General features: G+C 38.2%; 22 protein-coding genes. 14 read left to right on the forward strand and 8 right to left on the reverse strand.

Annotated features, from left to right (window positions below):
• The first annotated feature begins 3 nt into the window (after positions 1-3).
• The 3 genes from ACO05G_RS07775 to ACO05G_RS07785 are packed head-to-tail and all read left to right on the forward strand — an operon-like array spanning position 4 to position 2,408.
• Positions 4-1,413, forward strand: a complete 1,410-nt coding sequence (locus ACO05G_RS07775) for an MBL fold metallo-hydrolase (RefSeq protein WP_421765445.1) — start codon at positions 4-6, stop codon at positions 1,411-1,413.
• A gap of 19 nt (positions 1,414-1,432) precedes the next feature.
• Positions 1,433-1,993, forward strand: coding sequence for a YeeE/YedE family protein (locus ACO05G_RS07780; RefSeq protein WP_421765446.1), 561 nt, complete (start codon positions 1,433-1,435; stop codon positions 1,991-1,993).
• 1 nt (position 1,994) lies between these two features.
• A complete protein-coding gene (locus tag ACO05G_RS07785) occupies positions 1,995-2,408 on the forward strand; it encodes a DUF6691 family protein (protein WP_348282310.1) in 414 nt (137 codons plus the stop codon).
• Between the two features lie 389 nt (positions 2,409-2,797).
• Here the strand turns inward: ACO05G_RS07785 and ACO05G_RS07790 are convergent, their stop codons facing one another.
• Complete coding sequence (locus ACO05G_RS07790) at positions 2,798-3,385, reverse strand: hypothetical protein (protein ID WP_348282309.1); 588 nt, start codon at positions 3,383-3,385, stop codon at positions 2,798-2,800.
• A 215-nt stretch (positions 3,386-3,600) separates the two neighbouring features.
• On the opposite strand from ACO05G_RS07790, the gene ACO05G_RS07795 reads away from it, so the two are divergent.
• The 5 genes from ACO05G_RS07795 (at position 3,601) to ACO05G_RS07815 (ending at position 8,481) form a co-directional block, all read left to right on the forward strand.
• Positions 3,601-4,767, forward strand: a complete 1,167-nt coding sequence (locus tag ACO05G_RS07795) for a sulfite oxidase (protein ID WP_421765710.1) — start codon at positions 3,601-3,603, stop codon at positions 4,765-4,767.
• Positions 4,768-4,773: 6 nt separating this feature from the next.
• Positions 4,774-5,229, forward strand: coding sequence for a cytochrome C (locus ACO05G_RS07800; protein ID WP_421765447.1), 456 nt, complete (start codon positions 4,774-4,776; stop codon positions 5,227-5,229).
• A complete protein-coding gene (locus tag ACO05G_RS07805) occupies positions 5,216-6,127 on the forward strand; it encodes a sulfurtransferase (RefSeq protein WP_421765448.1) in 912 nt (303 codons plus the stop codon). Before ACO05G_RS07800 ends, ACO05G_RS07805 begins: the two co-directional genes overlap by 14 nt.
• 11 nt (positions 6,128-6,138) lie before the next feature.
• Positions 6,139-7,023: a sterol desaturase family protein gene (locus ACO05G_RS07810; RefSeq protein ID WP_421765449.1), complete on the forward strand. Its 885-nt coding sequence runs from the start codon at positions 6,139-6,141 to the stop codon at positions 7,021-7,023.
• 108 nt (positions 7,024-7,131) lie between these two features.
• Entirely contained in the window at positions 7,132-8,481 is a 1,350-nt protein-coding gene (locus ACO05G_RS07815; protein ID WP_421765450.1) for a DEAD/DEAH box helicase, read from the forward strand.
• A gap of 41 nt (positions 8,482-8,522) precedes the next feature.
• Here the strand turns inward: ACO05G_RS07815 and ACO05G_RS07820 are convergent, their stop codons facing one another.
• The gene (locus ACO05G_RS07820; RefSeq protein WP_421765451.1) at positions 8,523-8,879 is read right to left on the reverse strand and encodes a DoxX family protein; all 357 of its coding nucleotides are present in this window, start codon (positions 8,877-8,879) and stop codon (positions 8,523-8,525) included.
• 423 nt (positions 8,880-9,302) lie between these two features.
• Here ACO05G_RS07820 and ACO05G_RS07825 point away from each other — a divergent pair, with 423 nt between their 5' ends.
• From ACO05G_RS07825 to ACO05G_RS07845, 5 genes are all read left to right on the forward strand, one after another.
• The gene (locus ACO05G_RS07825; protein ID WP_421765452.1) at positions 9,303-9,812 is read left to right on the forward strand and encodes a nucleotidyltransferase; all 510 of its coding nucleotides are present in this window, start codon (positions 9,303-9,305) and stop codon (positions 9,810-9,812) included.
• A gap of 498 nt (positions 9,813-10,310) precedes the next feature.
• Positions 10,311-10,805 carry a MarR family winged helix-turn-helix transcriptional regulator gene (locus tag ACO05G_RS07830; RefSeq protein WP_421765453.1) on the forward strand — a complete coding sequence of 165 codons (495 nt, stop codon included), beginning with the start codon at positions 10,311-10,313 and terminating at the stop codon, positions 10,803-10,805.
• Complete coding sequence (locus tag ACO05G_RS07835) at positions 10,805-11,779, forward strand: quinone oxidoreductase family protein (protein ID WP_421765454.1); 975 nt, start codon at positions 10,805-10,807, stop codon at positions 11,777-11,779. The genes ACO05G_RS07830 and ACO05G_RS07835 overlap by 1 nt, the downstream gene beginning before the upstream one ends.
• Positions 11,780-11,783: 4 nt before the next feature.
• The gene (locus tag ACO05G_RS07840) at positions 11,784-12,830 is read left to right on the forward strand and encodes a Glu/Leu/Phe/Val dehydrogenase dimerization domain-containing protein (protein ID WP_421765455.1); all 1,047 of its coding nucleotides are present in this window, start codon (positions 11,784-11,786) and stop codon (positions 12,828-12,830) included.
• 10 nt (positions 12,831-12,840) lie between these two features.
• Entirely contained in the window at positions 12,841-13,161 is a 321-nt protein-coding gene (locus ACO05G_RS07845) for a DUF1330 domain-containing protein (protein ID WP_421765456.1), read from the forward strand.
• A 415-nt stretch (positions 13,162-13,576) separates the two neighbouring features.
• Here ACO05G_RS07845 and ACO05G_RS07850 read toward each other — a convergent pair whose 3' ends face one another.
• From ACO05G_RS07850 to ACO05G_RS07865, 4 genes are read right to left on the reverse strand one after another with little or no spacing between them, the layout of a single operon-like run.
• The gene (locus ACO05G_RS07850) at positions 13,577-15,274 is read right to left on the reverse strand and encodes a P-loop ATPase, Sll1717 family (protein WP_421765457.1); all 1,698 of its coding nucleotides are present in this window, start codon (positions 15,272-15,274) and stop codon (positions 13,577-13,579) included.
• Positions 15,275-15,281: 7 nt separating this feature from the next.
• A complete protein-coding gene (locus ACO05G_RS07855) occupies positions 15,282-17,246 on the reverse strand; it encodes a caspase family protein (protein ID WP_421765458.1) in 1,965 nt (654 codons plus the stop codon).
• Between the two features lie 56 nt (positions 17,247-17,302).
• On the reverse strand, positions 17,303-17,710 hold the full coding sequence (locus tag ACO05G_RS07860) for a hypothetical protein (RefSeq protein WP_421765459.1): 408 nt from the start codon (positions 17,708-17,710) through the stop codon (positions 17,303-17,305).
• Between the two features lie 17 nt (positions 17,711-17,727).
• Positions 17,728-19,173: a hypothetical protein gene (locus ACO05G_RS07865; protein ID WP_421765460.1), complete on the reverse strand. Its 1,446-nt coding sequence runs from the start codon at positions 19,171-19,173 to the stop codon at positions 17,728-17,730.
• 522 nt (positions 19,174-19,695) lie between these two features.
• Here ACO05G_RS07865 and greB point away from each other — a divergent pair.
• The gene (gene greB / locus ACO05G_RS07870) at positions 19,696-20,211 is read left to right on the forward strand and encodes a transcription elongation factor GreB (protein WP_421765461.1); all 516 of its coding nucleotides are present in this window, start codon (positions 19,696-19,698) and stop codon (positions 20,209-20,211) included.
• A gap of 151 nt (positions 20,212-20,362) precedes the next feature.
• Here greB and ACO05G_RS07875 read toward each other — a convergent pair whose 3' ends face one another.
• Together ACO05G_RS07875 and ACO05G_RS07880 are read right to left on the reverse strand one after the other, a co-directional pair.
• On the reverse strand, positions 20,363-21,004 hold the full coding sequence (locus ACO05G_RS07875; RefSeq protein ID WP_421765462.1) for a hypothetical protein: 642 nt from the start codon (positions 21,002-21,004) through the stop codon (positions 20,363-20,365).
• Between the two features lie 35 nt (positions 21,005-21,039).
• Complete coding sequence (locus ACO05G_RS07880; RefSeq protein WP_421765463.1) at positions 21,040-22,017, reverse strand: hypothetical protein; 978 nt, start codon at positions 22,015-22,017, stop codon at positions 21,040-21,042.
• Positions 22,018-22,447 lie beyond the last annotated feature (430 nt).

Consider the following 22,447-nt stretch of genomic DNA (forward strand, 5'->3'; position numbering starts at 1 on the left):
GATATGAATATTGAACAGATATATACAGGTTGCCTGGCACAGGGAGCTTACTACATAGAAAGTGAAGGAGAAGCAGCCATCATTGATCCGCTGAGGGAATCTACTCCCTACATCAAAAAAGCAGAAAAAGAAGGTGCAAAAATTAAATATGTTTTTGAAACGCACTTTCATGCGGATTTCGTTTCCGGTCATGTTGACCTGGCTGAAAAATCAGGCGCTACCATCGTATATGGTCCCAATGCGAATCCAAGCTATGAATTTCATAAGGCTGATGATGGTGAAGAATTCACTTTGGGGAAAGTGAAAATAAAAGCGCTGCATACCCCCGGACACACATTGGAAAGCACAACGTATCTCCTAATCGACGAAAAAGGAGAGGAGCACGCCATTTTCAGTGGTGACACTTTGTTTATTGGAGATGTGGGAAGACCTGATTTAGCTCAAAAGGGCGATTTAACACAAGATGACCTTGCAGGAATGCTTTATGATAGCCTGCGAAACAAAATCATGACATTGCCGGATTCAGTGATTGTGTATCCTGCACATGGTGCTGGCTCAGCATGTGGTAAGAACATGAGCAAGGAGACTCACGATCTGCTGGGTAATCAAAAGAAGACAAACTATGCACTACGCGCGGATATGACTAAGGAGGAGTTTATAAAGGAGGTAACAGATGGATTGTTGCCACCACCTCAATATTTCGCTCAAAATGTTGCGATGAACAAAGCCGGTGCAGTTGGATTAGATAAAGTTCTGGAAAAAGGCAATGTCCCACTCGACGTTGAAACTTTTGAAGCCATGGCAAACCATGAAGGTGCGCTTGTACTGGACACCAGACACCAAAGGGATTTTATTAAAGGACATATTCCTAATTCCATATTCATCGGGATAGATGGAAATTTCGCCCCATGGGTTGGAGCATTAATCCCTGATTTACAACAGCCGATCATCTTTTTAGCTGATAAGGGCAGGGAAGAGGAAGTAGTAACCCGACTATCACGTGTTGGATATGACAATACCCTCGGATACCTCCAGGGTGGAATGGAAGCATGGAACTCAGCTGAAAAGGACATCCAAGACATGGAGTCTATAAATGCAGCAGAATTCGCCGATAGATACCAAAAAGGTAATATCCATGTGATGGACGTAAGAAAGCCCGGTGAATACGAAGCGGAACACGTAGAGGACGCAGAGAGCATCCCGCTAGACTTCATCAGTGAGCAGATGGATCGGGTAGACCCGGATAAGACCTATCACATTCACTGTGCAGGAGGATATCGGTCGGTCATTGCTGCCTCAATCTTAAAATCTCGAGGATTTCATAAGCTGGTAGATGTTGCTGGAGGATACAAAGACATTAAAGGGACAGAAATCCCTACAACAAACTTTGTATGTCCAACTACCCAGAAGTAAAATTTAACTAGATCATTTTATGGAATTTATTAGCCAATCATGGCCCTGGTATGTGGCAGGGCCACTTATTGCGCTTATTATGCTTAGCCTACTCCTAAGTGGAAAGCGTTTTGGGTTAAGCAGTAATCTGAGAAGCATGTGCGCAGTAATGGGTGCAGGCAAACATTGTGACTTTTTTGACTTTAACTGGAAACACCAAATATGGAATTTAGTGTTTGTAGCAGGTTCCGTCATTGGTGGATACATCGCTAATACCTGGTTGATGGCAGATGCTGTTTCAATTTCAGTGGAAACGATTAATGAGCTAGCCAAACTTGGTATTCAAAGTGCAGGGAAGGCCATTGCACCAAGCGAGATATTCAACTGGAATAACCTACTGACTTTCAATGGGTTAATTGTTATTATTTTAGGTGGATTTTTAGTAGGTTTTGGAGCACGATATGCAGGTGGATGCACTTCGGGTCACGCTATTAGCGGCTTGAGTGATCTGCAAAAACCATCTCTTATTGCTGTCATCGGATTCTTTATTGGCGGGCTATTCGTAACCTATTTTGTAACACCATACTTATTCAACGTCTGATATGAAGTTTATCAAATTCTTAATTCTAGGCGTTGTATTTGGCATAACGCTCACTAAATCAGAAGTGATCTCCTGGTTTAGAATCTATGAAATGTTCCGATTTCAGTCATTCCACATGTACGGAGTGATTGGCTCTGCCGTAATTTTCGGAATAATCATTATCCAAATCATTAAGCAATATGAAATGAAATCCCTGGATGGGAGGCCTATTCTAATAGAGCCAAAGCAACGAGGTATTTCCAGATACCTGATTGGCGGAATCATTTTTGGGCTGGGATGGGCGTTGACTGGTGCATGTCCGGGACCCATGTTTATCATGTTAGGGAATGGTTATGGCGTGTTTATCGTGATGATAGCCTCAGCTGTCCTGGGTACTTATATGTACGGGAGACTCAAACATAAACTACCACATTAGCGCTACTACGTATTTTACATAAATGATCAAATCATGGAATCACCGATGTGTGAATGATAGGGATTCAACAATTTTGATCTATCAAATTCAAAGTTATGAGACAGCAGCATCTGTAAGTCTTCTTCCGAGAATCAGAGCAAATTCTAGCCCAAGAAAAAAAGAGCATTAGGTGAGTAAGACCAAGGGTGGTTACTAGGCTTGTAAGCAATTACAAGCCTTTTTTTATTTCAAATAGATCATACTCGTTGCGCAGCAAAAAGCTGTTAATTTGCATTCATGCTATTGAAGATCTTATTGCTATTGACACTCGTAGGTATTATTGCCTTTGTTTACTACATCTTTAAAGATGAAGGCCCACACCATCAATAAGCGAAAAGCATCAAACACCTTTATTTACTTAGCCTGTTAGCGATATGCTCGATTACATAATCGTTGCTATCAAAGTAGAAAATGATATCCTGAGTACCTCCTGAGTTGATCAGTTTATAGCCCATTACATTGTTACTAATAGCTGAGGTAAATCCGCTACCTAATTTGGTATTGATGGATTCAGTACCCATTTCCATCATAATATCCTGAGGAAGCGCTTTATTCAGTGGTAGCTTAGTCAGACGCCAGTTGTTTTGATTTCGAGAGAAGATCTTAAATTTCTGAATATCACCCATCACAGAGCCAGCTTTGGGGTATAAAAGGATAACGCGTACGTAATCACCCTCCAGGGTAAACTCCAATCCATAATCCGGATAATAGAGGGAAGTAAGTGATATGTTCTTTTCAGAGACTTGTGAAACCAACTGAGTCTTGCCTAGACGGGCTTCAACATCTTCCTGCTTGTCGCCAATCTTTAGACCGTTGAAGTAGCACACGCCATCCTTTATCTCGATGGCATAGGTATTTCCAACAACTTTGCTTTCAAATTGAGCTGAACTGATAAATGCAAAACATAGCAAAATGGTTACTGATAGCGTCTTTTTCATAAGTGGATGAGCTAGGTGAGGTTTCAAATTACTAAAATAACCCCATTATGGAATATTTACGAGACTATATGGTTTGAAATATTCATTTACGAGAGTAACAATTGTTACATTTATATACACTAGTTGCTGTTAGCTTTAGGGTGTTAAACCAATGTATTTTGAAAACCAATCGTAGAGAATTCATTAAAAAAAGTGCCCTCGTTACATTCTCAGGAATGATTGGAATTCCGATCGTATTTGGCAGATGGATGCCAAAGGATTACGTGCCTGTGGTGTTTGATCAGGATAATTTTCACCAGAAGTTTAACAAAGACCAAGACATGGTGGTGCTTAATGATAAGCCGTGGAATGCTGAAGCACAAGCACACATTCTGGATGATAAGGTAACTCCTGCATCACGTATGTTTGTGAGAAATAATGGGTTAGTGCCAAATCAGATCGATCCAACTAAGTGGACGCTAACGATTGATGGTGAGTCTGCAGTGTCTACCAAAAGTTACTCACTCGAAGACTTAAAACGCTTTCCAAAATACACCTATCAGTTAACATTAGAATGTGGTGGCAATGGCCGGAATGAGTTTGACCCACCAGCGAAGGGTAATCAGTGGAGCCTTGGCGCAGTTTCCAGTGCCAACTGGACTGGTGTAAGACTGAGAGATCTACTGGAGGACATAGGAGTGAAAGACGATGCAGTGTATGTCGGCTATTATGGAAAAGACATGCACCTGAGTGGCAGTCCCAATAAAAACCCCATTTCAAGGGGAGTTCCAATTACCAAAGCAATGATGGAAGAAACGTTGATTGCTTATGAAATGAATGGTGAAGACATACCTATCATTCATGGCTATCCATTACGCTTGGTAGCCGGTGGTTGGCCAGCTTCTGCTTCAGGAAAGTGGCTCCATCGATTGAGTATTAGAAATAAGGTACATGACGGTGAGAAGATGGAGGGACAGTCGTATCGGATACCCTGTGATCCGGTCGCACCAGGAGAAAAGGTTGAAGATGATAATATGTGCATCATCGAATCCATGCCGGTAAAATCGCTTATTACATATCCTAAATCCGGTGCGCTACTGGGATCAAAGAAATCGCTGGATATACGTGGACATGCCTGGGCAGGTGAACTGGACGTAAAAGAGGTTCACTATTCCATTGACTTTGGTATGAGCTGGCAAAAATGCCGCTTGGAACCCCCTGCAAACCGTCTCGCATGGCAACATTGGTACGCCTCAGTCTCATTTCCGGAAAAGGGGTATTATGAGGTGTGGGCCAGAGCTACGGATATCAAAGGCAACATGCAGCCAATGATTGTTCCGGGGTGGAATCCGAAAGGCTACTTGAATAATGCTTGTCACCGTATTGCTGTAAAAGTTGGGTAGCTACTCATGGATAATAGGCAATACGTAAGGATACTTCAGATGGTGGTGGATGCATTGAAAGCCGTCGTTGTGGTTTTACTCATGCTTTTCGCGATTGTGATATATATGGGTTACGACTACCTGGAAAGCAAACAACCTAATAAAACTGCCATTGCTGTCGCAGATGCCGCTCTTGAAATCATGAATGGCATCCATGTTCAAAGCGGATTGGTAGAAGGAGAAGGGTTAGAGCTGGTGATACAGAACTGCACCCCCTGTCATTCAGCAAAGCTGATTACTCAAAACCGAATGACAGAAACAGGGTGGAAGAGTACCATACAATGGATGCAGGAGACACAAAACCTGTGGGATCTTGGTGATAATGAATCTTCAATTATTAACTACCTGGCCAACAACTACGCTCCTCAAAAAAAGGGTAGAAGGGCACAACTTGAAAATATTGAATGGTATGAAATGGAATAATATTGTCACATATTTAATGCTCCTGGTACTGATGGTTGGTTGTAACAATCCTCCGGAGAAGGAGAGAGAACCAACGAAGGTAACTAAGTACCTGATAGAGGCCGAAGAATTGCTTCCAATTGTTACAGATGATACACTTGTGGTGCTTGACCTGCAGCGACCTGAAGACTTTCAGAAAGGTCATGTAAAAAATTCCATAAACATCTGGCGTTCAGAGCTTAACAATCCTTCATTTAAATACGATGGAATGATTCCTGATCGGGATTTTTTAGGAGAAAAATTGCGAAGTAAAGGAGTTCCGGCAAATGCATTTATTGTTCTGTATGACAACCGTGGATCATGTGAAGCTACGCGCCTTTGGTGGGTACTAAAGCACTATGGATATGAGCGCATGGCAATTCTAAATGGTGGTATTCAAGGATGGATGAAACTGGATACCCTGACCACAGAGATAGTCAATCGGAAACGCAGTGATTTCGAACTGCCTTCATATGTTGGGACAAATACTTCACTTAATATGCTGATAGGAGACCTATCAATGATGGTTAACAACAATGAGCCATTCATGTTGGATACCCGCTCGAAGGACGAGTTTGAAGGCCTTAGTTTGAAGCAAGGAGCTAAATGGGCAGGTAGAATACCAGAAAGTAAGCACATTGATTGGATGGAAGCAGTCGATCAGGAAACATTCCGATTTAAGGAAACGTCAGAATTGCAAAAAATTTACAATGAAGTGATCAATAATGAACAATTAGTGGTCACCTATTGCCATTCAGGCGTCAGATCAACACATACGTTTTTTGTGTTGACGGAATTATTAGGAAGGAAAAATGTTAAAAATTATGACGGTTCCTGGGTGGAATGGACCCATCATTTTCAGCCAGAATTAGTTAATTAAGTAAACAAGCTATGGAAGATTATTTCAACATCATTGTCGAGAGCTATCAGGGGTATGCCAACTACCTGTGGAACGAAATCAAAAACCCAAGTTGGCACAATTATTTTTATTGGCTGATAGGGGTTTCCGGCTTCTTTTATGCCTTGGAACTCCTACGACCATGGAGAGAGAGTCAACCCAAATTCAGGAAGGACTTTTGGTTGGACTTTTTCTATATGTTTTTCAATTTCTTTCTGTTTTCACTGATTATCTACAATGCTGCATCTAATGTGGTGGTGAACTTTTTCAATGGGCTCCTTGAATCCATCGGAATCACCAATTTGCTGGCATTTGAGGTGATGAGTTGGCCCATGTGGTCACACTTACTAATAGGGTTTGTAGTACGTGATTTCGTACAATGGTGGACACACCGACTATTACACAGGGTGGATTTCCTATGGGAATTTCATAAAGTCCACCATTCAGTAGAACAAATGGGCTTTGCAGCACACCTGCGCTATCATTGGATTGAGAATGTAGTTTACCGAACCATCGAATACATTCCACTGGCGCTCATTGGCATTGGTTTGAGGGATTTCTTCATCATTCACATATTCACACTAGCAGTAGGTCATTTTAATCACAGTAATTTCAAGCTTAACCTGGGGTTTTTCAAATACATTTTCAATAATCCGCAGATGCACATCTGGCATCATTCGTATCATTTGCCTAAGGAGCGGAGATACGGTGTGAATTTCGGGCTTACACTTAGTCTATGGGACTACCTGTTCAAGACTAATTACATACCACATGATGGGAAAGACATCAAACTCGGATTCCCGGGCATAGAGAAATTTCCTAAAAGCTTTGCTGAGCAAAACCTGCATGGATTTGGGAAAAAGAAACCCGAAGAATGAATGTTGCAGTGCATAGAAACAAACCTCTGAATGCTCCAGTGTGTGAAGAGTAGACGAGAACTAACAGATGCATGGTAGGATTCGGTATTTTTGCCGAAAATGAGTTCCATGAGCAACTTTGAGCACCTTGATCTTTCAAATTCACTCCACCATGCATTGGAGGACCTGGGTTTTCATACGCCAACGCCCATTCAGGAGCGTGCATATGCTGCGATCCGATCCGGAAAGGACCTGGTAGGTATCTCACAGACCGGAACAGGGAAGACGTTTGCTTACCTATTACCGCTGCTTAGAGACCTGAAATACTCAGAAGAAGTGCCTCCAAGGGTGCTAATCATGGTCCCAACAAGAGAACTGGTAGTGCAAGTGGTAGAGCAGTTAGAATCATTGACCACTTACATGAATATCCGTGTATTGGGCGTACATGGGGGCAAAAACATCAATACACAAAAACCTGCTGTAGTAGCAGGAATGGACATATTAGTAGGTACACCTGGCCGTGTTTATGACCTGGTATTACATAAATCTTTGTCACTAAAAAGTGTGAAAAAAGTGGTGATAGATGAGGTAGATGTACTGCTAGACCTTGGATTCCGGTTTCAGTTGACGAACATCTTTGACATGCTACCCAGGAAGCGTCAACACATCATGTTTTCGGCGACCATGACCGAAGAGGTTGATGAATTGATTGACGATTATTTCAGTCAACCGGAAAAAATAACGATTGCTCTGAGTGGTACACCACTGGAGAATATTACACAAGTGGCATACAAAGCACCGAATTTTTACACGAAGGTGGAGCTGTTGAAATATTTGTTGGCTTCAGCGAAAGCATTTCCAAAGGTGCTGGTATTCGTTTCCAGTAAACGCAATGCAGACAGACTCTATGAGGAGATGGAAGAATTGTATGAAAAGGATCTGTGCATCATCCACAGTAATAAAAGTCAGAATTATCGCTTGCGATCCCTGGAAGCTTTTAACTCGGGAAAGAAGCGGATCCTGGTTGCTACGGATGTCATTGCACGGGGACTGGATCTGACAGACGTAAGCCATGTAGTGAGCATGGACGTGCCGATCTATCCGGAAAACTACATGCATCGGATTGGGCGTACCGGACGTGCAGAGAAAGAGGGCTCGGCGATTTTGTTGTATACAGTGAAAGAGACGGATCAAAAAGTGGCGATTGAACAGCTGATGAAGTTGGAAATCAGTGAAGAGCCATTTCCTAGTGAAGTAGAGCGATCCAATGAGCTATTACCGGAGGAGCGACCAAAAGATAAACAGAAGGAGCTATCACACAAGCTCAGCCCCAAAAATCCAAAGGGAGAATCTACACACGAGAAGAAGGACAAGAATAAGAAGGTAAACCTGGGAGGATCATACCGCCGCAAGCTTGCCAAGAAGTATAAGAAGCCGCTGACGCGCGGTGACAAGAATCAAAATCGTAAGAAGAAGTAGTAAGCTCTGCTGTTTTAAAGCAACTTATATACTAAACAGAATCAACGTTTTATTCGCAGGCCAAAGATATAAGAGCCTCCTAATATTAGCAGGGCAGCAACTGCAACTGGCCATTGATTGTCACCAACCATCAGGTGACTAATAAGTGCGATCGCAAATTCTACAGCTAAACCCACATATGCCAGTTGCTTGAGTATCGCTGATTTGTTACTTAGAATGGCTATCACTGCAAGAATCTTGGCAATACCTAATGGGGCTATCAGCCAAAGTGGAAATCCCAAACTTTCAAAGACAGGAACAATCGTATCCTGCATGAATGTAAATATCACGCCTTGCAAAAGCATCCATAAGCTGATAAGTATGGTGAAGATCCAGTAGAATATCTTGTTGGTTTTCATGTAGAAAGAATTGATAGTTAATTATTCAAGATACTACTTATTAGTCCATAGACCCAAATAGGACAGTATTCCTAAATTATAACTTAACATAATATAAATTATCGAACACATTCTGTGTTCGCGATAATAAACATTATATTAAATAGCTATGAACGATTGAGTATCGTATCATATTGCTATTTAAGCTGTTATTTCTCTTACAAAGAACTTCCACACACGGAGTACGTTTGATTACCCATTATTCATAATTACATTTGCTTCATGGCTTCTTTACAATTATATAGTTCATATGATGAGTTGAAAAAGGATAGATTGGAACGATCTCTCACTCAAAAGGAGAAGCTACGTCAAAAGAGAGCTGCTCAATCATTAAAAAAAATTAAGAAAGTAACTTCTTAATTTTCCGTAAAATCAAGCCTATCAATGGAGAAAGATTTAGCCGATGGAATTAAGAATCTTTCTAGCTCACTGAACAAGCATAAGGTAAAATATATGTTTGTTGGTGGAGTAGCAATAAGTTTTTATGGGAGTGCAAGACCATCTTCAAATCTTCCTAGAGATATTGATTATGATATTGATGTATGGTATTTAGCTACCAACGAAAACTTTGTTAAGCTCACAAAATCGATAGCTGAAATCAGCCCTGAATTAGAAGATGAGCTTAAGAAGATCATCTTTGATCCAAAAAAGACATTCATCAAATTTAATTTGGAAGGATTTCATTTTGATTTTCTACCGAATCTTGTCGCGTTTTATCGTAAAGATTTCGATAAGTGTTTCGGTAAAAAAGAGATTGGTGAAATTGATGGAGTTCAAATAAATATTATTTCAAAAGAGGATCTCCTTTTGGATAAGGAAAAATTGGGTAGAGATAAGGATTTAGCTGATATTGAAAACTTGAAGAAAAATTCATACAAGGGCTTTTCAAGATGATCCACACACATTTGCAATTCACACAAGCCTCCCTCCTGCCAAAAATGTTAAAAGAGTGCTCGTGAGTACCAAGAAATGAAATGACTGCTTATAAAGAGGAAATTAGGCCAAACCCTAAACTATTAATCGGCCTACCCTACAGCCTGACTAGGCGTCCCCGTCTCTTTGCTAAAATGATCCACTGGATCATTTATTAACGCTCAGCCCCCCCTCTCACCGAAGCTATATTAACCCCGCATCAAGTGCGGGGCAGGCTATAACGCAGGTCATTACCGATACGTCGGACCGATAACAATACTAGTGATTTGCTGTTTGTGAGCTTTAGCTAACAATCCTCGGTATTTTGCCATGCCAGCCTGCCTAGATAGAGTTCGCCAGTGCGGAAATAAGAAAAAGACTACCCTTGCCCCAGCAGAATATCTGTATTTCAAGTACATGATAAATGTAACTAGTTACATAAAATACATTATATTTGTAACCAGTTACATATTTGTAGATATGAAGGAAGATTTTTTGGTATCCATGGGTTATCCCGGTCTTACAGCCAGACTGAAAAGATTGAGTGACCAGCTTATTTATCAAACCAGAGAGATCTATAAAGAACATCAGATTGATATTGAACCTAATTGGCAAAACGTATTTCTATTGTTCAAAAAACATGAGTCTTTAACGATAACGCACATCACGTTGGCTACAGACCTATCCCACCCTGCTGTAATCAAGATAGTTAACCGAATGATTGATAAAGGGTACTTGTCTACTGAATTGGATACATCAGATTCTCGAAAAAAAATACTTCGATTAACGGAAAAAGCTCACGAGTGTATTCCTGTGTTTGAGAGGTTTTGGCATGCCGGGCATGAAGCTATCGAGGAAATGCTTAATCATGATTCAAAGCTGTTGGACCACCTCACAATCATTGAGAATAACATGCGAAAGTCAAACTTTAAGGACCGAGTAAATAAACGATTAAGCAATCAAATCACGAAATAATGACAACAGCCATCGTAATCGAAGAATATGGAGAACCTTCTGTTTTAAAGGAGAAGAAAGTGGAACTAAAGGCTCCTGGACATAATGAGATTCGTATTAAGCAGACGGCTGTAGGAGTCAATTTTCATGACATCTATGTTCGATCTGGCTTATATAAATCTTTGTCTTTGCCAGGTATTCCTGGCATTGAAGGTGTTGGTGTTATCACAGAGTTGGGTCAAGGAGTAACTGATTTAGATGCCAGAAGTCGAGTAGCATACATAACACCTAATTATGGTGGTTATGCCAGTGAACGTATTATACCTGCATCTATAGCAATTCCGCTACCCCATGAAATATCTGATGAGATAGCGGCAGCCACGATTCTTAAAGGACTTACTGTCCAAATGCTTACAAAGAAAGTAACAAGTTTAGAAGCTAATGATTGGATACTAATACATGCTGCTGCTGGTGGTGTTGGTCAATTACTCACACAGGAAGCGAAAAGGATTGGTGCTAAGATTATAGGAACGGTTGGTTCCAATGAGAAATCTGAAATAGCTGCTAAAAATGGATGTGATGAGGTAATTCTATACAAACAAGAAAATGTATTAAATAAAGTCATGAAAATAACTGATAACCAGGGTGTTAATGTGGTTTATGATAGTGTCGGTAAAGATACTTTTCAGGATTCACTCGCATCACTTACTTACAATGGACACCTGATAAATTTTGGGCAATCTTCAGGCCCTGTAGAGGGATTTGAGATTCCCATGTTGGCTAAGAAGTCCTCTACCCTTTCCAGACCAATGGTATTTCACTATACCAGTGAAAGAGAAAAATTGCTTGAAATGAGTGAGAAGTTTTTTGACTCTCTCATTAAGGGATACGTTACACCCGCCCAACCTTTAGCGCTTCCTTTAAGTGAAGCTGATAAAGCCCATGAGTTGCTAGCTTCTCGTAAACTAGCCCAACCCGTTATTTTAATTCCCTAATCTTATGGCTGTATTCGAACAAATAGATTTTGCTGGACACGAACAAGTTCTCTTTTGTCATGATGCATCAGTTGGCTTGTATGGAATCATCGCAATTCATAGCACAGCTCTTGGTCCAGCAGCTGGAGGATGCCGAATGTATCCTTATGAATCGTCGACTGAAGCACTTAAAGACGTATTGCGCCTTTCTAAAGGAATGAGTTATAAAAATGCAATTGCTGGACTTCCTCTTGGTGGTGGCAAGTCTGTTATTATAGCAGATCCAAAGAGTGATAACAAAGGCGAACTACTCAAAGCATTTTCCAAGCATGTGCAGGGCCTAACAGGCAAGTATTGGACAGCAATTGATGTCGGTGTAGGTCCGAAAGACGCGGATATTCTAGCAGAAAATTGTGATTACATCTTCGCCAGAGCTAGTCAGTATCCTGAAGGTTTCAATCCTTCATTATTTACAGCCCTTGGAGGTTTTACTGGGATAAGAGCTACTGCGAAATACTTATGGAATAGAGATAACCTGAATGGACTGAAAGTTGCGGTGCAGGGTCTGGGAGCTACAGGAAGTGAACTTTGTAGACAATTGTTTGAGGAAGGTGCTGAGCTGTATGTTTCAGATATTAATAAAGAGGCTATCGATTATGTGGTGGATAATTATCGGGCAATCCAAGTTTCTGTGGATCAAATTCATGCTGCCGACGTAGATCTCTTTGCTCCTTGTGCTTTGGGAGGTATTATAAATGATGAAACCATTGTAGATATAAAAGCCAAAGCTATTTGCGGATTAGCCAACAACCAACTAGTCTCAGAAGAACATGGAATTGAACTTAAGAAAAGAGGCATAACCTACATTCCAGATTATGTAGTCAATTCTGGAGGTATGATGGGTGCTGGGACTCGAATATTTTCAAAACCAACGATGGAGGATTCCAGAAATCGAGTCCTGGGACTTTATGATACAATAATTGAGCTATTAAGCTTATCTGATAAAGAAGACCGACCCACTTCAGAAGTGGCTGATAATATGGCTGAAGAAATATTAATGAAAACCACTTAACACTACAATTATGCCTGCATATGTGATATCCATGATGTCAATTCACGATCAAGAAACCTATAAGAAATACACTGATCGCACACCCGACATTGTCAAAAAGTACGGTGGTAAATTTTTAACTCGTGGAGAAGAAGTGATTACCGTAGAAGGAACACCCTATACGGATCGTATGGTGATATTAGAATTTCCTAATAAAGCATGTGTTGAAGACTGGTTTGAAGACCCAGACTATCAGGAAGCAATGAAATTCAGACATGCGTCATCTTCTATGCATATGCTATTAATTCAAGAGGGAGGAAAAAACACAACAGATCCAGATCCTAAGTTATAAATTAATCACCTCACACATTTGCCATTCGCTAAAGCCTCCCTCCTGCCTAAAATGTCAAAAGAGTGCTCAGTGCATCGGTAAATTGAAAGAGACTGATTCTAGATAGGAAACCCTCCGCTCCTATTAATCCCTACCCAGAACCGAAGCTATCTTAACATAACGCAATGACATTATATAACAAAACAGGGTATTGAGCATTTGAGCTAATTAATGATCCTTGAACTGTTTGGTTATATATAATTCATATTATGTCTGCGCTCCGTTACTCTACGCTTGCCCTCGCCAAGCCGCTCGGGTAAATAATCTGCACAGGCCAGCCGCTTTTGCGGTAACAGTGATGTGTATCCTTCTGATTGATGTTCAGTTTAAAATTTGAAATGGATATTTAAACTCTCTCAAGGCTCTAATGAATTTATCAAGTAAATTCCTTATCGATTAAATCATCTATAAGATAATGGAGCTTATCAAAGTCACTTTTACTTTGAAGATATTTTGATAAGTTTAGCCATTCATTACTTTGCCTTATTTCAGGTTTAATATTGGGTAACTCGAAAAATTTTTGATCCAGAAATCGATCCAGATATCCTGTCAATTGATCGTCATCAAATCCAAAACTTACAGATTGAATTTCAAATAATCGACTAGAGTAATTACTCCAATCGTACCCATGTCCTACTATAATATTTTTAAAAATCCTATGGCTCTCATGTGACATTCCATGCAAGTAAAAACTGATTATTGGATGAATAAAATAGTACTTTGAGTCAGGTATATCTACTGTTTTGTAATCAAATTCATCGCTTGGCTGTTTGAACCTTTGTTTTTGCTTACCTTCTGCAGAATGAAGGGTTCCTAAAAACCCAATTTTATATAATTCACTAAAAGGATGATTCGGTAATTCTTTTACTCTTATAGTTTCAAATGAATCTTCTATTCCGCTAAACCTACAACTTATTTCAAATAATTGTTTACGAGTAAGAATGTTTTGCTTTAGCAATTCATAAAATCTAAATCTATCCTTTTGATCATATAGACAATCTAAAAACTGCTTTGACTCATCATATAAATTGGTTAAAATTATTTGCTCAGCGGTAGTCGTCACAAGATCCTTCAACTTGTCTTCATTCATATTCTTTTGTCGTTCAGATATTGCATTAGCTAGAATGACAAAATCTCTAGGTCGACCTACTGTGTGTCGGTTGATGAAACTAAACGCATCCTCAGACTGCCTGTGGTAAGCGCTGTGGACAATTTCAACTTGCAGAAATCTTTTGAAGTCAGGAAGATTTTCATAGACTTTTGACAACTTGTTCATTATTCCAATTAGGTCTTCCTTATAATATTGCAGTTGAGTAGTATGATTGTAAATGTTAGACTGAATTTGCTTATTGGTGAAATTTCCAAACGCTTCTTGTCTAATCGAAGCGTAAATTTTAACATGCTTGTTAGATTCAACAATATCCCAAATTGCTTCTAACAAACCACATTGGACATGAATCCAACTTGATTTAGATAGACTCGCCATTGCCTGATCTATTTTATCAATAAATACAAATACTGCACTGTGTATATTACTAATTTTGAGTTGCAGGATATTATCAACTGACTTGAGAAATCGAATTAATCTTGAAAGATCCAATGATCTCAACAATTCTTGAAATATCAATGACGGATTTACTTTACTCTTAGACATCATCCATTCTCCAATTATATTAGGTGAATGCTTTATGATAATTTCCCTTTCATTGGTCGAGAAGTTCACGTCAAAGTGGCTTAAAATTGAAATCATTATGCAATTCTTCCATAGCAGCCGAACTTCATCTCTTTTTTCAAGAAATGCATTGGACTTTCCCATATCCATAATCCCGCTCATGAAATCAAGAAAAGGTTCATTTTGAGGTATGAACATTATCTTTCGAGAACCCTCTTCACTATAAGTTGATGAAAGTTGATGTCTCTTGATTGATAAAAGTAAGGTCTTCCCCATTCCTTTATTCCCTGCTATAAAATATTTCCGATGATCAGTTATAAATTGTTCAATTTGAGTTGTTTTATAAATCAACTCTGGGAGATTATCAATGTCCATTTGACTAGCATCTGATGCCCACTTCATAATTCCATTATTTATTGAGGATTATCCAACGTCCGTCACCATATTCAGATTTTCTGATAATTTTCTTTTCCTCAAGTCGTTTCATCGTGTTTTTTAATTCTTGACTGGATATATCTAGCTGACTATCAATGTCTTGCATCTTAAAAAATACTCTTTCGAAGGACATTAGAATTTCTGTAACCTTTTTTTCATGACTATGATTTAAAAGGTTTAGAGGAATCTTATCTTTGTCGAAAAATTGGAATTGTCCACCATCATGATTTGCATCTCTCAAAGTGCCAAATTGAGGTTCAGGCAAAGGCCTTTCCATTTGTGTGATATGTTGATAAAGGTTAAAGAAAAGTTTATTACCAGGGAGCACGGGATGCGTTTCTTGATATTTTAAAAATTTATTTAACTCACGTGCAAATTCACTCTTATCAGGTACTTCTTCTTTCGCTCCTGAAGTAATCACATGAACTGAGTTCTTTTGATAATTATTTAGGATTTGCAATCTTAGCTGTTTCGCTATTACTCCATTGGGAAACGACTTATTGCTTATAGGAATTTCTGGGTCAGGATTTATTGATGATCTTGACAAGTCTATTAAAGCTCCTGAAAAACAGCAGTCAGAAATAAGTAAAATATGCTTTATTTTCTTGCTTAATTCAACTAGTTCTTCTTTTATTATACTGTTTCGAATAAACTTATTAGGATTCCTTTCATCAGTTTGCTGCCATGAACCAATACCTCCTTCGAAATTTCCATGACCTGAATAATAAATTACGAGTGAGTCATTTTTCGAAAGGCGTTTGGCAAATGGTATTATCTTAGTTTCAGTACTTCTGCCATTAAGCTCAACGAATCCATCCAATATATCATCACCTTTTGCATTAATTGTCAATTCAATATCCTTTCTATCAAATTGGTATTTTTCGACGATAATATTTTTAAATTCCTTTAAGTTTTTTATTGGATAGTTTAATCTCTGATTAAACTTTCCATACTTTTCATTTCCAATTAGCCATGCATAACTTTTGCCAATTGCCCAGTCTCTACCATTCGTAGGCTCAAATCCATCTTCTAGACGGCTCTTCGTTTCATCTGACTTCTTAATAAAGTTTCTTATGATGAAGAAACTCACTAGAATTCCAATGAGGAGAATAATTAATGCAATTTTTGTGTTCTTTTGATTAATGAAAGGTGGATTATTTTCTGCTCGCATGTGCCTCTCAAGGCTCTTATACACCAAAGAGTCTGATTCAAATTTTGTTTGAATCAGACTATCAAGCTTTTTTTTTAGTAGAGGATTGCCCTGTGGCATTCCTATGCAATACGAATCAGGTTGATTAATACCCAATTCCACTAATTGTACCATGGCAGGATATTGATTAGCAAGTTTTTTCAATATTGTGTAATCCTCCAGAATGCCAATAATTTCTTTCCGTCTAAACAGCCTCCAAATGGTTTTCTGAATATCTTCATCACGACCACCAACATTGTATTCATACTTTATATGTTCTTCAAAATATTTTGCCGAGTTGGTATTTTTGACATATCCCAGGCACTTAATTTCAGAATTAAATCTTGATTCCTTTAAACATTTATCCACCAAACTTTCCAAATTCGTTATTTCAGGGTCTTTATAGGTAAGAATCCCTAGTGCCTTAGGTGTAGAAAAATAAGGGAGTGTAAAATCAACCTTCCGATCAGGTCTTTTAGAATATATTGCAATTATTAGATCTAACTCATGTCCTTTTACTAATTTTTTCTTACTAGAATCTATTGCCAGATACCTTTCACGGAATTCAGCGCCTTCTATTTCTAGAAGTAGTGGTTCAACGTCAAGCCAATCAGCAACTTCATACGCAACATCAATGTCAACTCCATAAAACTCATTTTTAATTTCATACCCAAAAGGATCCACATTTACATTGACGCCAATTTTAACAGTATCTCGTTGTTCAATAACTTTCAATAAATCTTGAGCCATCAAGCTAATTGTTGAAACTTGGAAACAAATGAATATTATGATTATTATTCTGCGCTTCATTTATTTAATGGGACAACTCCACTAATTAGAGTAAAAACAACCAATAAAATGGAGGCTATTGAAGATTCAAATTGGAGATATGGAAAATTGTTACCTGAAATAGCATACGCCCAAACCAGAAAAGCAATTGTAGACATAATCAAATGATTTCTTATTGCTGAATCTTTATCAGACATCATTTTAAGATAAATTGGAGTTAAGCAGGTACATAATGCGATTATTCCTGCGCTTACAATTTCTTGAATGTTCGGGTCCAATGCTGAAATGAATCCTAAAATAGTTAGGTAGCCAGCAATGATCTCTGAGGGTACCAATTTGGCAATTTTCTCCAATCCCAATTGGGTTTTGGCAGAGGTCCCTGTGGGACTCTTCATTTTCTCAGGTTCTCTGTATAATCTAGCCATATTATAGATATTTTAAATCATTTTGTCTTTTTCTTTAAAATAAAATTGCCAGTTACTCCAATGGCGTCTCTTGAGTTACCGACAATATTTTCGTTGTTTAAAATTGTTCCTTCCCACGCATCCAGATTGTAATTATCAATTTTTCCATATATTACTTTCATTTCAATCCCCTCAATATTTACCTTGTCATCTATAATTTCTCCTAATACCCGCTCTTCAATAGTGAAAATATTGACTTTACCATCAGATGTATGCATCCAATCGTTCAAAATAAGAACACCACTCAGTTTATTGCCATCTTGAGTGAGAACAACATCACCCTTGGTTCTGCCGCTTTGATACTCCTCTAAAATTTCCCATTCACCAGTAAGATCATACTGCTGAATTTTTTCTGTTGTTATGAACAGACCTTTGATTTTATACCATTCCTCACGGATGTATAAATGAATTCTATTTACAGCAAGGAAATAGAAAAAGAGACGTTTAGTTTCTGTTAACCAGATTGTAAATAATAAAAATATTGTCTTTAAAAATAACGCTGTATTAACGACCCATATCATCAAAAATCCATTTGGATCTATATGAAAATCACGAATAAATATTTGAAGTCCCGCATAAGCATAAAGCAATATCAATATCAACAGTGGGGCGTTAATAAGCTTACTATCAAATCGACCAGTAAATAATGCAATTGCTATTACTGCAATCAAGCCACTTATAATTGAAAAAAATAAGTTTAAATCATCTATAGGACCGTAAGAAATGTAATACAAATCAATGTTGAAATATTCATTAACCATTGGCGAAAACAGAAATCTTATAGTTACCTCTACGAAAGTCAAAACCAATAATACCAAAAGCAATTGATGAAAATTTATATGGCGCAATTCAAAATCAGACTTTCCAAACAATTCAGAAAGAACTAGGAAACAAATAATGAAGTAAAGGGAGGCTAGATTGTTAAAAAAATTCTCAAAAGTTCCAACCAAAAATTGAGAGTATTCAATGATTGAAGGTATATGGGACTCTAATAAAAGCTGATTAACCAATACAACGATATATAACCCAAGCCAACCTGCCCATATTTTTTTCCAATATTTAAAGTATATATATACCCGATCATTAGCCTGATTAAAAATTTGCTCATCTTTATCATCACTGGACTTGAAAAAAGTCAAGTGTTTTTGATAATTGAAATAGTTAAGGTTAACCTCATTATAAATAACTTTTTGAGGCAAAGGCCAAAACAACACAATTACGATCAGTACAAAATGAAGGAAAGAGTTTGTGTAGATGAATAAATTACGATTGACTGATATTTCAAAAAACAGAAACCTTTCTAAAGAAAAAAATCCTGTTGCTACAGAAAGTATTAATGAGAGAAAACCAATAATAACTACAGCGGAAATCTTTGGATCTCTTATTCTTGCAATTAGCCAACGACCAAATGAATCAGTAATCATTTTTTTAATTAGTTGATTAGAGATTTGCTTACAGTAATAAAAGATATTAATGAAAAATACCAAATACCCTTTTTTAGGTATTTTTTGCTTAACTGTATGACAATAAGAAGATTAATTAGAACGTAATGGATTAATAATTCAATCCACTATTTGTAAAGTACTATAAGAACGTACCCATTTACCATTCCCTCTCTCCTTCCCCCCTGCTAAACTTGCCTGCCGGCAGACAGAATGTCAAATCGAACGCAGTGAGATTCACGAGGGGTTGTGTGCATGCCTTAAGTATATGAGTAAAAGAGTGCTTGCCTGCCGTCATAGGCACCCTCCAACCTGTCTTCTCACTAAATCTATCCACAGGATAGATTCTTAACGCTCGATCCCCCTCTCACCTAAGCTATATTAACCTCGTCGCTATGGTCGGGCCAGGCAGGTGCAGGACATTATAACATCTATTGATTGTTCTTCACAAACGATCCATCATTATATTAACTTGCGAACGTTTTCAAAACAAGGTCATTGATTATGAGGCGAAAAATTCCAGAATCAACACTTCCAAAAATCATCCGCTCGCAATTGATTACTCCCGAAGGCATGCAGAAATTACGGAATGAGCATGATCACTTGTGGCGTGTAGAACGGCCGGACATTACCGCTAAGGTTTCATGGGCCGCCAGTTTGGGAGATCGTTCAGAAAATGCCGATTACCATTACAACAAAAAACGTCTTCGAGAAATTGATAATCGCATTCGCTACCTATGTGACTGTATTGACAACTTAAAAGTTGTTGACTACCACCCAAATCAAGAAGGAAAAGTGATGTTTGGTGCATGGGTAGAAATTAAAAACGAAGAGAAAGGTTTTCAAAATCGATTTCGAATTGTAGGTTACGAGGAGCTCATCGGTAATAAAGATTATATATCTATGGACTCCCCAATGGCTAAATCGCTGCTTAATAAAACCGTTGGGGATGAGGTTGTAGTTAATACCAAAATGGGTGATTTTGTATGGAAAATTCTTAAAATAGCGTATCAGAAGTAGTGTAATCAAAATAGATCTCAGACCCGACTCTGAACCCAACCTGTCTGCCGGCAGGCCTATATTAACGGGGACGCCTAGTCCGGCACGTTTAGTGATAACCTACCTACCGCAGGCAGGCACGAAGACATTTTGTCCTGATTAATTCTATAATCTACAGCAATTCATTGTCATCAGTTAATACAATTTCACGCAACTGCTTTTTCAGCTTTAATGATCTTGATCTAAACAAGTCGATGACTTTGGTTTGGTATTTATAATTGATGGTTCTCAGTTTGTTACCAATTACTTCCGAATATATTGGGCTATCGTCTCTTTCTTGAAGTAACTCATACTGACTTTCATTGATATAGTTTTTAAATAGAAACTCCAGGAGCTTATCTATATAAGCAACAGACCCAATGAAAACACTATCCTGATCCAATCCATTATTAAGCATGACTAAATGATACGAGCGCAATTCCTGATCAATGGTTTTTTCTTCGAGTGCATTTCTTAATTGTATTAATCCTCTCCAATACCTATCGCGTGCCAAAACCACATCCCTATCTTCGGAATATTGGATGCTAACATTCATGATTAATTCATCAGCTTGGTCGAAGAATAGTAAATTGAGGTCTTTCCACTCCTCCACCTTTGAGTAGGCTTCAACACTGACGTTTCTGATTCGATTGGCTTCTTTGGAAATCTGTATTTGCCGTTCTTTTTTCCACCCAATCGATAAGGTGACAGCAGTTATAATTATAGAAACCGCAGTTAATATTTCCCCAAATGAAATTTCCTTCTTGATCTTCATGATTTAAGTAGTTAAAAGCGCAGAGATACCTTTTTTTAAGTATCCATCGTTTTTTGAGTATTAGATTTCGGTTGAATTACCCGTGCAATTCGTTCGGTAAAACCAGCTATAAACGCTATGCTTACATGATAATTGAATGAATAGATGAGTTGGCCATCAGAAAAAGAATTTCCATTTATAAGCTTTACATCTTGCATGAGTCCAGATTCAAGCATGAAAAAGGACAAATGGGCAAAAGACAATCCAATAAATGGCCTAACTAATGCATTGATAAACAGGCTTAAGTTATCCTGACTCTTGGCTACTTTTTCAAACCTCCGCAGATTCAATAACATACTTATGATACTTCCCTGCATACCAACTATACCTATCCATCCTAAAAGTTTCATACGCTGAGGATCCATTATAAATTCATTGAGCAGTACATTGCCTAATAAATAAAACATAGCACATAACGGAATAGATAAAGCTAGACTGAATATAATACCCAATAAAAAAGCTATCCGTTGATCCAGTTTATTGATGTAATTGAGGATCGTGAGGAAACTAAAAGAGAATTTAATTTCTTTGTCAGACTTCAATGATTCCACGCTTTTTCCTGGATGAAAATAAGCTGCTGACAAGAGTAAAAGAACGCTAAAGGATCCGGTTATACAGACTTCAACTACGGAAACTACCGGATCCCATATATCTCCAAATACAATCATTTCCACATTAAAAAGTAGAACAACCAATTGGATCATGGTGACTGCTGATAAAAAGCTACCTGTAATTAGCATGGTTAGCTTATGCTGCTTGTCCGTAACAATGGAATAAATATTAGTGCTGACAATTACCAGAATTATAAAAATCAACAGGAGGCTGTCAAACCTAGTAAACGAATAGCCATTGATGATAAAAGTTTCACCCAGTGCAAGCTTAAGGATGTGGGTGGTAATAGGTACTGAAAAGATGTACATGGAAATCAGATGAATCATCATTTTCAACTCGCGGGATCGACGTGATATATTCATATTGGTATGAGTTTTAATGCCCAACGCAACTTCATACTTTAACTAAATAGAATGAATGCTACCGATATTTATATAAAGCTATCTCTTTATATCTGTCGAATCAATCCCCTTTTTTAGGTAATTTTCAAATGACGGTAGTATGTTTCTGATAAAAAATTGGATTGTAATAATAGAATCGGGTAATGATATCTGACTAGACGGGACGTCCCAAACTATTAACCCTCCCGATAACTATCGGGACTCGAACCGAACCTGTCTCCTGACAGGCAGGGCTACATTGAGTGCCATAAGCGATTAAGTATCCTTATCATCCACTTTATTTGCTAACAACGTTGGGCGTTTTATAGTACTAATTTTTCTTCTTAAAGTTCTAAACGACGTGTTTTTCATATAAAATACCCATTTGTGGGTATGTATTTCAAAGAAAAAT

Source organism: Ekhidna sp. (genome assembly GCF_965227465.1).
In the GTDB taxonomy this organism is placed as follows: Bacteria; Bacteroidota; Bacteroidia; order Cytophagales; family Cyclobacteriaceae; genus Ekhidna.

What these genes read in the sequence shown, in the direction of transcription:
- ACO05G_RS07775 (WP_421765445.1), top strand. Translation starts at nt 4, where the DNA reads ATGAATATTGAACAGATATATACAGGTTGCCTGGCACAGGGAGCTTAC.
- ACO05G_RS07780 (WP_421765446.1), top strand. Translation starts at nt 1,433, where the DNA reads ATGGAATTTATTAGCCAATCATGGCCCTGGTATGTGGCAGGGCCACTT.
- ACO05G_RS07785 (WP_348282310.1), top strand. Translation starts at nt 1,995, where the DNA reads ATGAAGTTTATCAAATTCTTAATTCTAGGCGTTGTATTTGGCATAACG.
- ACO05G_RS07790 (WP_348282309.1), bottom strand. Translation starts at nt 3,385, where the DNA reads ATGAAAAAGACGCTATCAGTAACCATTTTGCTATGTTTTGCATTTATC.
- ACO05G_RS07795 (WP_421765710.1), top strand. Translation starts at nt 3,601, where the DNA reads ATGATTGGAATTCCGATCGTATTTGGCAGATGGATGCCAAAGGATTAC.
- ACO05G_RS07800 (WP_421765447.1), top strand. Translation starts at nt 4,774, where the DNA reads ATGGATAATAGGCAATACGTAAGGATACTTCAGATGGTGGTGGATGCA.
- ACO05G_RS07805 (WP_421765448.1), top strand. Translation starts at nt 5,216, where the DNA reads ATGAAATGGAATAATATTGTCACATATTTAATGCTCCTGGTACTGATG.
- ACO05G_RS07810 (WP_421765449.1), top strand. Translation starts at nt 6,139, where the DNA reads ATGGAAGATTATTTCAACATCATTGTCGAGAGCTATCAGGGGTATGCC.
- ACO05G_RS07815 (WP_421765450.1), top strand. Translation starts at nt 7,132, where the DNA reads ATGAGCAACTTTGAGCACCTTGATCTTTCAAATTCACTCCACCATGCA.
- ACO05G_RS07820 (WP_421765451.1), bottom strand. Translation starts at nt 8,879, where the DNA reads ATGAAAACCAACAAGATATTCTACTGGATCTTCACCATACTTATCAGC.
- ACO05G_RS07825 (WP_421765452.1), top strand. Translation starts at nt 9,303, where the DNA reads ATGGAGAAAGATTTAGCCGATGGAATTAAGAATCTTTCTAGCTCACTG.
- ACO05G_RS07830 (WP_421765453.1), top strand. Translation starts at nt 10,311, where the DNA reads ATGAAGGAAGATTTTTTGGTATCCATGGGTTATCCCGGTCTTACAGCC.
- ACO05G_RS07835 (WP_421765454.1), top strand. Translation starts at nt 10,805, where the DNA reads ATGACAACAGCCATCGTAATCGAAGAATATGGAGAACCTTCTGTTTTA.
- ACO05G_RS07840 (WP_421765455.1), top strand. Translation starts at nt 11,784, where the DNA reads ATGGCTGTATTCGAACAAATAGATTTTGCTGGACACGAACAAGTTCTC.
- ACO05G_RS07845 (WP_421765456.1), top strand. Translation starts at nt 12,841, where the DNA reads ATGCCTGCATATGTGATATCCATGATGTCAATTCACGATCAAGAAACC.
- ACO05G_RS07850 (WP_421765457.1), bottom strand. Translation starts at nt 15,274, where the DNA reads ATGAAGTGGGCATCAGATGCTAGTCAAATGGACATTGATAATCTCCCA.
- ACO05G_RS07855 (WP_421765458.1), bottom strand. Translation starts at nt 17,246, where the DNA reads ATGGCTCAAGATTTATTGAAAGTTATTGAACAACGAGATACTGTTAAA.
- ACO05G_RS07860 (WP_421765459.1), bottom strand. Translation starts at nt 17,710, where the DNA reads ATGGCTAGATTATACAGAGAACCTGAGAAAATGAAGAGTCCCACAGGG.
- ACO05G_RS07865 (WP_421765460.1), bottom strand. Translation starts at nt 19,173, where the DNA reads ATGATTACTGATTCATTTGGTCGTTGGCTAATTGCAAGAATAAGAGAT.
- greB (WP_421765461.1), top strand. Translation starts at nt 19,696, where the DNA reads ATGAGGCGAAAAATTCCAGAATCAACACTTCCAAAAATCATCCGCTCG.
- ACO05G_RS07875 (WP_421765462.1), bottom strand. Translation starts at nt 21,004, where the DNA reads ATGAAGATCAAGAAGGAAATTTCATTTGGGGAAATATTAACTGCGGTT.
- ACO05G_RS07880 (WP_421765463.1), bottom strand. Translation starts at nt 22,017, where the DNA reads ATGAATATATCACGTCGATCCCGCGAGTTGAAAATGATGATTCATCTG.